Below are 12998 nucleotides of genomic sequence, written 5' to 3' on the forward strand. Positions count from 1 at the left end.
GGACCCGCGGCCCCTCACACCGCGGACCCGTGGACTAAGCGCTCGCTCAGTCGTCTGATAAGAACAACACAGACACGCACCACCGCACAGCGACGGAAGGCGGCCCCATGGGCGAGCACACCGCACCCACGTTCCCCCGGGAGATCATCGACGAGTACGCCGCGCTCGGCGTGGACCTGCCCGCCCTGTTCTCCGCCGGCCACCTCGGGGAACGCATGGGCGTACGCATCCTCGAAGCCTCCGCCGAGCGCGTCGTCGGCACCATGCCCGTCGAGGGCAACACCCAGCCCTACGGACTCCTGCACGGCGGCGCCTCCGCCGTCCTCGCCGAGACCCTGGGCTCCGTCGGCTCCATGCTCCACGGCGGCCCGGCCAAGGTCGCCGTGGGCGTCGACCTGAACTGCACCCATCACCGAGGGGTACGGAGCGGCCTCGTCACCGGCGTCGCAACCCCCGTACACCGCGGCCGGTCCACCGCCACGTACGAGATCTCCATCACCGACGAGCACGACAAGCGCGTCTGCACCGCCCGCCTCACCTGCCTCCTGCGCGACACCCCCGCCCCGCAGGCCGGCTGACCCCGCGCCACACCCCCGCACCCCTGCCCGGCCGTCCGCCAAAACGGCCGGGCAGCGGCATATCCGAGCACAACCACCGCCCCGCGCAAGGAATTCGGCGCGCCGCAACCTCAACCCCCTTGACCCGGTGGGCCGTTCCGTGGCCCACTCAGCTACCGCATCCCACACACCCCCGCCACCACACCGCGTCGCCGCACCCCCGCCACCGTAACGCTGCGTAACCAACGCGCGAGGTGCGGGGCCCCGCCCCGGCGCTCCCAGCCCGGCCCCCTCCGCCACCGGGCCCTGCGGCCTGCCTCCGTACGCCCGCACCGCGGCCCCACGGGCGACAGCAGCAAGATCAGCCCAAGCCCCTTAGCAGAGCTGCGCGTTCTCACATTGCGGTCACTTCACGGTCCGGTAAAAAGCCGTACATGTCCGCCCACCCACCTCAAGCCTTGCTCAAGGGCATAACAAGAGAGTCACATCCTTGGCAGGCAGCACTCCCGACCCCCACCACTGCCCTTAGAGTCACGGCCAGTCACCGCGCCGCCGGGCGCGTCTGCAGCACGGCCCTGTACCAACCCAGTACGGCCCGGCGAACGACACGGCTCCTCCAGCAGAGGAGGCCGCGCCAGGGAAAGGACCTTTCGTGCGACACCGTTCTTTGCTCATCCTCACAGCAGTGCTCACCACAGGGGCGCTCACACTCACCGCCTGCGGGTCGCGCGACGACGACAACAAGAGCGACGGCAACAGCTCCGGCGGCAACACCACCGTCGTCATCGGCGTCGACGCACCGCTGACCGGCGACCTCTCCGCCCTCGGCCTCGGCATCAAGAACTCCGCCGACCTCGCCGCCAAGACGGCGAACAAGGAGAAGACGGTCCCCGGCATCACCTTCGAGGTCCAGCCGCTCGACGACCAGGCGCAGCCCTCCGTCGGCCAGCAGAACGCCACGAAGTTCATCGACAACAAGAAGGTCCTCGGCGTCGTCGGCCCGCTGAACTCCGGCGTCTCCCAGTCGATGCAGAAGCCGCTCAACGACGCCGGCCTCACCCAGGTCTCCCCCGCCAACACGGGCACCGAGCTGACCCAGGGCGACAACTGGAAGACCGGCGACAAGAAGCGCCCCTTCAAGACCTACTTCCGCACCGCCGCCACGGACCAGATCCAGGGCGCCTTCGCCGCGAAGTACCTGTACAACAACGCGAAGATCAAGCAGGTCTACCTCATCGACGACCAGAAGCCCTACGGCGCCGGTCTCGCGGCCTCCTTCAAGGCCACCTTCACCGGCCTCGGCGGCAAGATCGTCGGCGCCGACCACGTGAACCCCGAGGACCGCGACTTCAACGCCGTCGTCACCAAGGTCAAGAGCTCCGGCGCCAAGGCCGTCTACTACGGCGGCGAGTACCCCGCCGGCGCCCCCCTGAGCCAGCAGCTCAAGGCCCGCGTGCAGATCCCCCTCATGGGCGGTGACGGCATGTACAGCGCCGACTTCATCAAGCTCAACAAGAAGGCCCAGGGCGACATCGCCACCTCCGTCGGCAAGCCCGTCGAGGAGCTCGACTCCGCCAAGAAGTTCATCGCCGACTACGAGGCCGCCGGCTACGAGGACGCCTACGAGGCGTACGGGGGCGGCACCTACGACGCCACCTGGTCGATCATCGAGGCCGTCAAGATCGCGGTCGCCGAGAACGGCGGCAAGCTCCCCGACAACGCCCGCGCCAAGGTCCTCGAGGCCATGAGCAAGGTCAAGTTCGACGGCGTCACCGGCCCGGTCTCCTTCGACGAGTACGGCGACACCACCAACACCATGATGACCGCCTACCAGGTCGACGGCGGCAAGTGGGTCTCCAAGCTCAGCGAGGTCTACAAGCCGTAACCCGCCCGGCCACCCGCCGACACACCCCACCAGACCGCGCGGGAGCGCTACGAGCACTCCCGCGCGGCGCCATATCCGAACCACTCCACGGAGGCCCTGCGGTGCACGAACTGCCGCAACAGCTGGCCAATGGACTCATCCTCGGCGCGATGTACGGACTCATCGCGATCGGCTACACGATGGTCTACGGAATCATCCAGCTCATCAACTTCGCCCACGGCGAGATCTTCATGATCGGAGGCTTCGGAGCTCTCACCGTGTACCTCTGGATGCCGGCCGGCTCCAACCTCCTCGCCATTCTCCCCCTCATGATCATCGGCGGCGTCCTCTGCTCCGTCGCCATCAGCACCGCCGCCGAACGCTTCGCCTACCGGCCGCTGCGCAACGCTCCCCGCCTGGCCCCGCTGATCACCGCGATCGGGCTCTCCCTCGCCCTCCAGCAGGCCATCTGGAAGTGGTACCCCGACGCCACCAAGGACCGCCCCTTCCCGCAGTTCAAGGGCGCGTCCATCGGCATCTTCGGCGCCCACATCCAGCGCGGCGACCTCTTCGTCCTCATCGCCGCCCCCCTCTGCATGATCGCCCTCGGCCTCTTCGTCGCGAAGACCCGCACCGGCCGCGGCATGCAGGCCACCTCGCAGGACCCCGACACCGCCAAGCTCATGGGCATCAACACCGACCGCATCATCGTCATGGCCTTCGCCATCGGTGCCGCGTTCGCCGCCGTCGCCGCCGTCGCCTACGGGCTCAAGAACGGCCAGATCGGCTTCAAGATGGGCTTCATCATGGGCCTCAAGGCCTTCACCGCCGCCGTACTCGGCGGCATCGGCAACATCTACGGCGCCATGCTCGGCGGCGTCGTCCTCGGCGTCGCCGAATCCCTCGCCACCGGCTACATGAACGAAGTCCCCGGCATGGACCTCTTCGGCGGCGGCGCCTGGAAGGACGTGTGGGCCTTCGTCCTCCTCATCGTCGTCCTGCTGCTGCGGCCACAGGGCCTGCTCGGCGAACGCGTCGCGGACAGGGCGTGATACGGATGACCACCCACGCCTTCCTCCCGCTCCCGGCACCCGTCGCACGCGCCGCTACCCTGGCCGGCGCAGCCGCCGCACTCGCCGGAACGTTCCTCCCCTGGACCTGGACCTCCGAATTCCCCGGCGACCTCACCGTCACCGGCTACCCCGGCGGCCTCCAGGTCCTCACCCTCACCGCCGCCGTCCTCACCCTGCTCTTCGCCCTCACCGGCTACGGCATCCCCGGACTGCGCACCCTCGCCCCCGGCGGCACCAACAGCCCCGTCCGCCTCCTGGCCCTCGGCACCCTCGGCACCACCGGCTACACCATGGGCGCCATCTCCTACCAGCTCGGCGGCGTCGTCAACCTGGAACCCGGAGCCTGGGTCAGCGGCATCGGCGCACTCGTCGCCGTCATCGCCTCCCTCGGCCTCCCCCACGACGTCCCGCCCGCCACCGAAGGCCCCGCGCCCAGCACCTGGCAGCGCTTCCGCCACAGCTTCACCGCGCCCGCGGCACCCCGTGCCAAGGCCCTCCCGGCCTGGGCCGAGATCATCATCATCGCCGTCGCCTTCGGCTTCGCGCTGTACGTCTTCACCTACGGCATCGGCATCCCCACCGAGGACTCCGAGCAGTTCATCGGCTTCCTCATCACCGCGGCCTTCGGCTTCACCGCGCTCACCCGCGCCGGACTCGTCGCCCGGCTCACCGCCCTCACCTCCAAGCACCGCAACGTCACCCTCACGGCGGCCCTCGTCGCGGCGCTCTGCTTCCCCTTCACCCAGGACACCGCGGAATACGCCCTCATCGGCGCGAACATCCTCATCTTCGCGACCGTCGCCCTGGGCCTCAACGTCGTCGTCGGCCTCGCCGGCCTCCTCGACCTCGGCTACGTCGCCTTCCTCGGCGTCGGCGCCTACGCCGCCGCACTCGTCTCCGGAGCACCGCTCTCCGCGATCGGCGTGACCTTCCCCTTCTGGGCCGCCGTCCTCACCGGAGCCGTCGTCTCCCTGATCTTCGGCGTCCTCATCGGCGCCCCGACCCTGCGACTGCGCGGCGACTACCTCGCCATCGTCACGCTCGGCTTCGGTGAGATCTTCCGCGTCACCGTGAACAACCTCAACGGCAACAGCGGACCCGACCTCACCAACGGCTCCCAGGGCATCCCCAGCATCCCCGACCTCAACCTCCTCGGCATCGACTTCGGCCTCAGCCACGACATCGGCCCCTTCACCCTCAGCAGGCCCGCCAACTACTACCTGCTGATGCTCGTCGTCACCGCCGTCGTCGTCCTCGTCTTCCGCCGCTCCGGTGACAGCCGCATCGGCCGCGCCTGGGTCGCCATCCGCGAGGACGAGACCGCCGCCACCGCCATGGGCATCAACGCCTTCCGGCTCAAGCTGCTCGCCTTCGCCCTCGGCGCCACCCTCGCCGGCCTCGCCGGCACCGTACAGGCACACGTCAACTACACCGTGACGCCCGAGCAGTACCAGTTCGCCGGCTCCGTGCCCCCGAACTCCGCGTTCCTCCTCGCCGCCGTCATCCTCGGCGGCATGGGAACCCTCAGCGGACCCTTCGTCGGCGCCGCGCTGCTCTACCTCATCCCGGCCAAGCTGCAGTTCATGCAGGACTACCAGCTCTTCCTCTTCGGCATCGCGCTCGTCGTCCTGATGCGCTTCCGCCCCGAGGGCCTGGTCGCCGACCACAGGAAGCAGCTCGAATTCCACGAGAACGACGAGCCCGACCAGCCCGACGTGCCCACACCCCGGAAGTCCGACGCGACGGACGCCGGCATCGCCAAGGCGGGGGCGTAACACCATGACCAGCACCAGCACCGCCACGACCGTGCTCGACGCCGGCGGGGTCACCATGCGCTTCGGCGGCCTCACCGCCGTACGGGGCGTCGACCTCACCGTCAACTCCGGCGAGATCGTCGGTCTCATCGGCCCCAACGGCGCCGGCAAGACCACCTTCTTCAACTGCCTCACCGGTCTCTACGTCCCCACCGAGGGCACCGTCCGCTACAAGGGCACCGTCCTGCCGCCCAAGCCCCACCTCGTCACCCAGGCAGGCATCGCCCGCACCTTCCAGAACATCCGGCTCTTCGCCAACATAACCGTCCTGGAGAACGTCCTCGTCGGACGCCACACCAGGACCAAGGAAGGACTCTGGTCCGCCCTCCTGCGCCTGCCCGGCTTCAACCGGGCCGAGCAGGCCGGCCGCGAACGCGCCATGGAACTCCTGGAGTTCATCGGCCTCCAGAACAAGGCCGACCACCTCGCGCGCAACCTCCCCTACGGGGACCAGCGCAAGCTGGAAATCGCCCGCGCCCTCGCCAGCGACCCCGGCCTCCTCCTCCTGGACGAGCCCACCGCCGGCATGAACCCGCAGGAAACCCGCGTCACCGAAGACCTCATCTTCGCCATCCGGGACCAGGGCATCGCCGTCCTCGTCATCGAGCACGACATGCGCTTCATCTTCAACCTCTGCGACCGCGTCGCCTGTCTCGTCCAGGGCGAGAAACTCGTCGAGGGAACCCCGTCCGAGGTCCAGAGCGACGAACGCGTCGTCGCCGCCTACCTCGGCACCCCCTTCGAAGGCGCCCCCGGCGCCGAGGAGGTCGCCGAGGTCGAGAAGGCCGAAGCGGAAGCCCACACCGGCACGGACGCGCACACGGAAGAGGAGGACAACCGATGACCGCACTGCTCGAGGTCGAGGACCTCCGCGTCGCCTACGGCAAGATCGAAGCCGTCAAGGGCATCTCGTTCACCGTCGAGAGCGGCCAGGTGGTCACCCTCATCGGCACCAACGGCGCCGGCAAGACCACCACCCTGCGCACCCTCTCCGGGCTGCTCAAGCCGCTCAGCGGCCGCATCCTCTTCGAGGGACAACCACTCACCAACGTCCCCGCGCACAAGATCGTCGCCATGGGCCTCGCCCACTCCCCCGAGGGCCGCCACATCTTCCCCCGGCTGACGATCACCGAGAACCTCCTGCTCGGCGCGTACCTCCGCACCGACAAGGCGGGCATCGAGAAGGACGTCCAGCGCGCCTACGACCTCTTCCCCATCCTCGGGGAACGCCGGAAGCAGGCCGCCGGAACCCTCTCCGGCGGCGAGCAGCAGATGCTCGCCATGGGCCGTGCGCTGATGTCCCAGCCCAAGCTGCTCATGCTCGACGAGCCCTCCATGGGGCTCTCCCCGATCATGATGCAGAAGATCATGGAGACCATCGTCGAACTCCGGGCCTCCGGTACGACGATCCTCCTGGTCGAGCAGAACGCCCAGGCCGCGCTGTCCCTCGCGGACCAGGGCCATGTCATGGAGATCGGCAAGATCGTCCTCTCCGGCACCGGAGCGGACCTCCTCCACGACGAGTCCGTCCGCAAGGCGTACCTCGGCGAGGACTGAACCCTCGCGGAAACGGGAAGGGCCCGCGCCTGGTGGCGCGGGCCCTTCCCATGTCCTTGTGCGGCCGCCCTACTCCGCGGCCTTCTTCTTCTCCTCGGCGTCCGCGATCAGCGCCTCGGCGAGCTGCTGCATCGACAGCCGGCGGTCCATCGACGTCTTCTGGATCCACCGGAACGCCTCCGGCTCCGACAGCCCGTAGTCCGTCTGCAGAATGCTCTTCGCCCGGTCCACCAGCTTCCGCGTCTCCAGCCGCTGGGCGAGGTCCGCGACCTCGTTCTCCAGGGCCTTCAGCTCGGAGAACCGCGAAACGGCCATCTCGATGGCCGGGACGACGTCGCTCTTGCTGAACGGCTTCACCAGGTACGCCATCGCCCCGGCGTCCCGGGCCCGCTCCACGAGGTCGCGCTGCGAGAACGCGGTGAGCATGAGGACCGGGGCGATGGACTCCTCGGCGATCTTCTCGGCGGCGGAGATCCCGTCCAGGACGGGCATCTTCACGTCCAGGATGACCAGGTCCGGGCGGTGCTCCCGAGCCAGCTCGACGGCCTGCTGCCCGTCCCCGGCCTCCCCCACCACGGAGTACCCCTCCTCTTCCAGCATCTCTTTGAGATCGAGGCGGATGAGCGCTTCGTCCTCGGCGATGACGACACGGGTCGTCAGCGGCGGAACGTGCGACTTGTCGTCATCGGCGACGGGCTGGGGCGACTCGGGGGTGGTCACGGGGCTCCTTGTTCCAGGGCAGGGACTGCTGCCCCGAGCCTACCCAGCTACGGTATGGTGGTCGCGCAGCGGGTCGAAGGAAACCTTCGATTCTTCCAGCCCCGGTAGCCCAATTGGCAGCAGGCAATGGATTCAAAACCCATACAGTGTCGGTTCGAATCCGACTCGGGGCACTTTTCCTTCGATTCAAAGGTCGCAGCAAAACCGTAGGTTTTCACGGGAACGTGTGAGTCCTGACGTTTTCCAGGATCAGTTCCCCGGACACGGCCATGATCGTCCACGTGTACGACCTTGAAACACGCAAGCACACCCTGGCCCTCCTCGAACAGGGCCTCAGCCTGAATGCCGTCAGCAAGCGGACAGGCATTTCCCGGGCCGCCATCCGGTCATGGCTCGTGCGGATGGAACCGCTCGGATACGCACGCGGTCGCGACTGCCCCCGCTGTGGCGAAACGCCCGGGCCGCCCGAAGCTCCGGCGGCGTACGCGTATCTGCTCGGGCTCTACCTCGGCGACGGGTGTGTCAGCGCGGGCAGGCGCGGCGTGTACTCCCTCCGCATCGCGTGCGCCGACGCCTGGCCGGGCCTCATCGACGCCTGCGTCGAGGCCGTCCGAACCGCGCGACCCGCCAACAAGGTGTGCCTGGTGTCGAGTCCGGGCTGCCAGTACGTCACATGCTTCAGCAAGCACTGGCCGTGTCTCTTCCCTCAGCACGGGCCCGGCAAGAAGCACCAGCGCGAGATCGCTCTGGAGGAATGGCAACAGGCCGTCGTCGACGCGCATCCGTGGGAGTTCGTCCGCGGCCTCATCCACTCCGACGGCTGTCGCATCACCAACTGGGCGACCCGCCTCGTCCAAGGCGAACGAAAGCGTTACGAGTATCCCCGGTACTTCTTCACCAACTTGTCGGCCGACATCCTGACGCTCTACACCGACACCCTCGACCGGCTCGGCGTCGAGTGGAAGAACACCAATGGCAAGAACATCTCCGTCGCCCGACGCGCGTCCGTCGCGCTGATGGACGCGCACGTCGGGCCGAAACACTGAGTGCGGGGCCCTCCCCTACTTCGGGCTGTCGTCCTCGCCGATGTGGTGGACGCGGACCAGGTTCGTCGAGCCGGCCACTCCGGGCGGGGAGCCGGCCGTGATGACGACCACGTCGCCCTTGCGGCAGCGGCCGATCTTGAGGAGCTCCTCGTCGACCTGGGCGACCATCGCGTCCGTGGAGTCCACCTGCGGGCCCAGGAACGTTTCGACGCCCCAGGTCAGGTTCAGCTGGGAGCGGGTGGCCGGGTCCGGGGTGAAGGCCAGGAGCGGGATCGGCGAGCGGTAGCGCGACAGCCGCTTCACCGTGTCGCCGCTCTGCGTGAACGCCACCAGGAACTTCGCGCCGAGGAAGTCGCCCATCTCCGCCGCCGCGCGGGCCACCGCGCCGCCCTGGGTGCGGGGCTTGTTGCGTTCGGTCAGCGGCGGCAGCCCCTTCGCGAGGATGTCCTCCTCCGCCGCCTCCACGATGCGCGCCATCGTGCGGACCGTCTCGATGGCGTACTTGCCGACGCTCGTCTCACCGGACAGCATCACCGCGTCCGTGCCGTCGATGACGGCGTTCGCGACGTCGGACGCCTCGGCGCGGGTGGGCCGGGAGTTGTCGATCATCGAGTCGAGCATCTGCGTCGCGACGATCACCGGCTTCGCGTTCCGCTTGGCGAGCTTGATCGCCCGCTTCTGGACGATCGGCACCTGCTCCAGCGGCATCTCGACGCCGAGGTCGCCGCGGGCGACCATGATGCCGTCGAAGGCGGCGACGATGTCCTCGATGTTGTCGACGGCCTGCGGCTTCTCGACCTTGGCGATGACGGGGAGGCGGCGGCCCTCCTCGTCCATGACGCGGTGGACGTCCTCGATGTCCCGGCCGCTGCGCACGAAGGAGAGGGCGATGATGTCGGCGCCCGTGCGGATGGCCCAGCGCAGGTCGTCGATGTCCTTCTCGGAGAGCGCGGGGACGGAGACGGCGACGCCGGGGAGGTTGAGGCCCTTGTGGTCGGAGACCATGCCGCCCTCGATGACGGTGGTGCGGACGCGCGGGCCGTCCACCTCGGTGACTTCGAGCGTGACGCGCCCGTCGTCGATCAGGATGCGCTCGCCGGGGGTGACGTCGGTGGCGAGGCCGTCGTACGTGGTGCCGCAGCCGTGGCGGTCGCCCTCCAGCGGTTCGACGGTGATGGTGAAGTCGTCGCCGCGTTCAAGGAGTACGGGGCCTTCGCTGAAGCGTCCGAGGCGGATCTTCGGGCCTTGAAGGTCGACCAGGACGCCGACGCTGCGGCGGCCCTCGTCGGAAGCCTTGCGGACGCGGTGGTAGCGCTCTTCGTGTTCGGCGTAGCTGCCGTGGCTGAGGTTGAGGCGGGCGATGTCCATTCCGGCCTCGACCAGGGACTTGATCTGGTCGTATGTGTCGGTGGCTGGTCCCAGGGTGCAAACGATTTTGGCTCGGCGCATGGGTCGAGCCTAGACCTTACCTATGGGTAGGTAATTGGCTCTGTATGACTGTCCAACCACCTTTGGATGAAGGGTTATTGACAACTGTTGAATTGTGCGGCGGCGTGCTCGGATGAGCACGCCGCACCGTGCGTGCGGGTGGGAATTCAGAGTTTCGGCGGGGTCATGGTGAAGCGGGCGTTCACCTGTGCGTAGACGGTCTGCTGCTGGGGTTCGAGGTCGATGGCGGGGGCCGGCGGGGCGCCCGCTCCGGCGGGGGCGGGGAGCGCGCCGCCGTAGCCGGCGCGGCGGGCGTAGGCGACGGGGGCGGCGTTCTCGGCGCCTATGTCGGCGAGTTCGACGAGGGCGGCCAGTTCCGCGCCGAGTGCTCCGGCGTATTCGCGGGCGCGCTGGACGGCTTCGCGGACTGCCTGGCGGCGGGCTTCGCCGTGGGCGGGCGAGGTGGGGCGCAGGGCCCACCAGGGGCCGTTGACGTGGGTCATGTCGAGGTCGCCGACGCGGGTGACGAATTCGCCGAGGGCGGTGAAGTCGTTGAGGACGGCGGTGATGTAGACGCGGCCGTGGTAGGCGCGGATCTTCTCGTCGCGGCCCCGGTGGACGAGTTCGGGGCTGATGGAGAGGGCGCCGGTTTCGAGTTTTTCGACGGCGTCGCCGTAGGTGCGGGCGAGTTCGAGGACGGTGGCGTTGCGGCGGGTGAGGTCTTCGAGGGCGGCGCGCCGGTCCTTGCCGCGGGCGGTGACGGTGATGGAGAGGCGGGCGATCTCGGGGTCGACTTCCAGGCGGGCTTCGCCGCGGACGGCGAGGCGGGGCTGGTCCGGGGTGCCGTAGGGCTGGGCGGTGTCGTTCATGGGTCCACTCTGGCATCCGGGTACGACAGCGGGACGTCCGGTGGTTGGTGTGTGGTCATGGCATGGAAACCTGCCGGGGGTGTTGCCGGGGGTGGTGTGCGGGTGATTATCTACGCGCGTCGCCTGCTCGTCCGTGTGGTTCGTCGGCTGTTCTACACGCGTCGACCGGCGGGGTGGGTGGCGTGCGGGGAGCTTCGCAGCAAGAGATGCGCAGCAGGAGAACAGAGATGTGGGAGACGAGATGCCGCTGAACCGAAGGACGTTCCTGGGGACATCGGCCGCGGCCGGCGCGGGTGCGGTGATGGCGGGTGGTGCCGCGTCGCCGGCTGAGGCGCACGGACGGGGGCACGGTCGGGGGCACGGGCGTCCGCCGAAGCGGTACTCGTTCACCGTGATGGGGACGACGGATCTGCACGGGAACGTCTTCAACTGGGACTACTTCACGGATGCCGAGTTCGACGACAAGGACCACAACGATGTGGGTCTGGCGAAGATCTCGACGCTGGTGGAGGAGGTGCGGCGGGAGAAGGGTCGTCACAACACGCTGATGATCGACGCGGGTGACACGATTCAGGGCACGCAGCTCTCGTACTACTACGCGAAGATCGACCCGATCACGGCGAAGCGTGGTCCGGTGCATCCGATGGCGCAGGCGATGAACGCGATCGGCTATGACGCGGCGGCGCTGGGGAACCACGAGTTCAACTACGGGATTCCGGTGCTGCGGAAGTTCGAGGAGCAGTGCGACTTCCCGCTGCTGGGGGCGAACGCGCTGGATGCGAGGACGCTGCGGCCGGCGTTCGCGCCGTATGTGATCCGGAAGCTGCGGACGCCGCACGGCCGGGATGTGCGGGTGGCGGTGCTGGGGCTGACGAATCCGGGGATCGCGATCTGGGACAAGGCCAATGTGGGCGGGAAGATGGTGTTCCCGGGTCTGGTGGAGCAGGCGGCGAAGTTCGTGCCGCGGCTGCGTTCGATGGGTGCGGACGTGGTGATCGTGTCGGCGCACTCGGGGACGAGCGGGACGTCGTCGTACGGGGATCAGATCCCGCATGTGGAGAACGCGGCGGCTCTGGTGGCGGAGCGGGTGCCGGGGATCGACGCGATTCTGGTGGGTCACGCGCATCTGGAGATTCCCGAGTACTTCGTGGAGAACGAGGAGACGGGGAAGCGGGTCGTGCTCTCGGAGCCGTTGAAGTGGGGGCAGCGGCTGACGCTGTTCGACTTCGACGTGGTGTGGGAGAAGGGCCGCTGGGTGGTCGAGCGGGCGGGTTCGCGGGTGCTGAACTCGAACACGGCGGTGGAGGACCCGAGGATCACGAAGCTGCTGGCGGACGAGCACCGGAAGGTCGTGGCGTACGTCAATCAGGTGATCGGGACGTCGGCGGCGGCGATGACGACGGCGGAGGCGGCGTGGAAGGACGAGCCGATCATCGATCTGATCAATGTCGTCCAGACGGAGACGGTGCGGGCGGCGCTGGCGGGTGGTGAGTACGCGGAGCTGCCGGTGCTGTCGCAGGCGTCGTGCTTCTCGCGGACGGCGCGGATTCCGGCCGGGGATGTGACGATCAGGGATGCGGCGGGGCTGTATCCGTTCGAGAACACGCTGGAGGCGCGGCTGCTGACGGGTGCGCAGGTTCTGGAGTATCTGGAGTACTCGGCGAAGTACTACGTGCGGACTCCCGCGGGTGTTCCGGTCGATCCGGCGGAGCTGACGAATGCGGAGAACACTCCGGACTACAACTACGACGCGGTGTCGGGGCTGACGTATGACATCGACATCGCGAAGCCGGTGGGTTCGCGGATCGTGAATTTCGCGTTCGGGGGGAAGCCGGTCGATCCGGCGGCGCGGTTCGTGCTGGCGGTGAACAACTACCGGGCGAGTGGGGGCGGCAACTTCCCGCATGTGCCGGGTGCGAAGCAGTTGTGGGCGAATTCGGAGGAGATCCGGAACACGATCATCGCCTGGGTGCGGGCGAAGGGTTCGGTGGACGCTGCGGAGTTCGCCTCGGTGGACTGGCGGCTGACGCGGGACGGTGTGCCGGTGTTCTAGGGGTTCGGCTGGTGGTT

Annotated in this window: 11 protein-coding genes and 1 tRNA gene; 9 read left to right on the forward strand and 3 right to left on the reverse strand. The window is 68.4% G+C overall.

The annotated features are described in order from the left end of the window. The first annotated feature begins 107 nt into the window (after positions 1-107). The 6 genes from OG710_RS05800 (at position 108) to OG710_RS05825 (ending at position 6865) form a co-directional block, all read left to right on the forward strand. Complete coding sequence (locus OG710_RS05800; RefSeq protein WP_330238364.1) at positions 108-578, forward strand: PaaI family thioesterase; 471 nt, start codon at positions 108-110, stop codon at positions 576-578. A 646-nt stretch (positions 579-1224) separates the two neighbouring features. Then, the gene (locus tag OG710_RS05805) at positions 1225-2442 is read left to right on the forward strand and encodes a branched-chain amino acid ABC transporter substrate-binding protein (protein ID WP_330242162.1); all 1218 of its coding nucleotides are present in this window, start codon (positions 1225-1227) and stop codon (positions 2440-2442) included. Between the two features lie 101 nt (positions 2443-2543). Next, the gene (locus OG710_RS05810; protein ID WP_330238365.1) at positions 2544-3473 is read left to right on the forward strand and encodes a branched-chain amino acid ABC transporter permease; all 930 of its coding nucleotides are present in this window, start codon (positions 2544-2546) and stop codon (positions 3471-3473) included. A 5-nt stretch (positions 3474-3478) separates the two neighbouring features. Then, on the forward strand, positions 3479-5269 hold the full coding sequence (locus OG710_RS05815) for a branched-chain amino acid ABC transporter permease (RefSeq protein WP_330238366.1): 1791 nt from the start codon (positions 3479-3481) through the stop codon (positions 5267-5269). 4 nt (positions 5270-5273) lie between these two features. Continuing rightward, positions 5274-6152: an ABC transporter ATP-binding protein gene (locus OG710_RS05820; RefSeq protein ID WP_330238367.1), complete on the forward strand. Its 879-nt coding sequence runs from the start codon at positions 5274-5276 to the stop codon at positions 6150-6152. Continuing rightward, positions 6149-6865, forward strand: a complete 717-nt coding sequence (locus OG710_RS05825; RefSeq protein ID WP_111332859.1) for an ABC transporter ATP-binding protein — start codon at positions 6149-6151, stop codon at positions 6863-6865. The genes OG710_RS05820 and OG710_RS05825 overlap by 4 nt, the downstream gene beginning before the upstream one ends. 69 nt (positions 6866-6934) lie before the next feature. Here the strand turns inward: OG710_RS05825 and OG710_RS05830 are convergent, their stop codons facing one another. Next, the gene (locus OG710_RS05830) at positions 6935-7585 is read right to left on the reverse strand and encodes an ANTAR domain-containing response regulator (protein WP_111332857.1); all 651 of its coding nucleotides are present in this window, start codon (positions 7583-7585) and stop codon (positions 6935-6937) included. 98 nt (positions 7586-7683) lie between these two features. Between OG710_RS05830 and OG710_RS05835 the strand changes: the two genes are divergently transcribed. Continuing rightward, a tRNA-Leu gene (locus OG710_RS05835) sits at positions 7684-7758 on the forward strand. A gap of 108 nt (positions 7759-7866) precedes the next feature. After that, positions 7867-8631 (forward strand): transcriptional regulator, encoded by a 765-nt coding sequence (locus tag OG710_RS05840; protein ID WP_330238368.1) that lies wholly within the window; start codon positions 7867-7869, stop codon positions 8629-8631. Between the two features lie 15 nt (positions 8632-8646). Here OG710_RS05840 and pyk read toward each other — a convergent pair whose 3' ends face one another. Both pyk and OG710_RS05850 read right to left on the reverse strand, forming a co-directional pair. Continuing rightward, positions 8647-10080 (reverse strand): pyruvate kinase, encoded by a 1434-nt coding sequence (pyk, locus tag OG710_RS05845; protein ID WP_330238369.1) that lies wholly within the window; start codon positions 10078-10080, stop codon positions 8647-8649. Between the two features lie 146 nt (positions 10081-10226). Further along, complete coding sequence (locus OG710_RS05850) at positions 10227-10928, reverse strand: SIMPL domain-containing protein (RefSeq protein ID WP_330238370.1); 702 nt, start codon at positions 10926-10928, stop codon at positions 10227-10229. A gap of 241 nt (positions 10929-11169) precedes the next feature. On the opposite strand from OG710_RS05850, the gene OG710_RS05855 reads away from it, so the two are divergent. Continuing rightward, the gene (locus OG710_RS05855; protein WP_330242163.1) at positions 11170-12981 is read left to right on the forward strand and encodes a bifunctional metallophosphatase/5'-nucleotidase; all 1812 of its coding nucleotides are present in this window, start codon (positions 11170-11172) and stop codon (positions 12979-12981) included. Positions 12982-12998 lie beyond the last annotated feature (17 nt).

Origin of the sequence: Streptomyces sp. NBC_00525, from assembly GCF_036346595.1 — a bacterium.
GTDB lineage: Bacteria > Actinomycetota > Actinomycetes > Streptomycetales > Streptomycetaceae > Streptomyces.

Bases quoted from the DNA above. Each gene is read 5' to 3' on its own strand.
- OG710_RS05850 (WP_330238370.1), bottom strand. From the start codon at position 10,928: ATGAACGACACCGCCCAGCCCTACGGCACCCCGGACCAGCCCCGCCTC.
- OG710_RS05820 (WP_330238367.1), top strand. From the start codon at position 5,274: ATGACCAGCACCAGCACCGCCACGACCGTGCTCGACGCCGGCGGGGTC.
- OG710_RS05855 (WP_330242163.1), top strand. From the start codon at position 11,170: ATGCCGCTGAACCGAAGGACGTTCCTGGGGACATCGGCCGCGGCCGGC.
- OG710_RS05815 (WP_330238366.1), top strand. From the start codon at position 3,479: ATGACCACCCACGCCTTCCTCCCGCTCCCGGCACCCGTCGCACGCGCC.
- pyk (WP_330238369.1), bottom strand. From the start codon at position 10,080: ATGCGCCGAGCCAAAATCGTTTGCACCCTGGGACCAGCCACCGACACA.
- OG710_RS05800 (WP_330238364.1), top strand. From the start codon at position 108: ATGGGCGAGCACACCGCACCCACGTTCCCCCGGGAGATCATCGACGAG.
- OG710_RS05825 (WP_111332859.1), top strand. From the start codon at position 6,149: ATGACCGCACTGCTCGAGGTCGAGGACCTCCGCGTCGCCTACGGCAAG.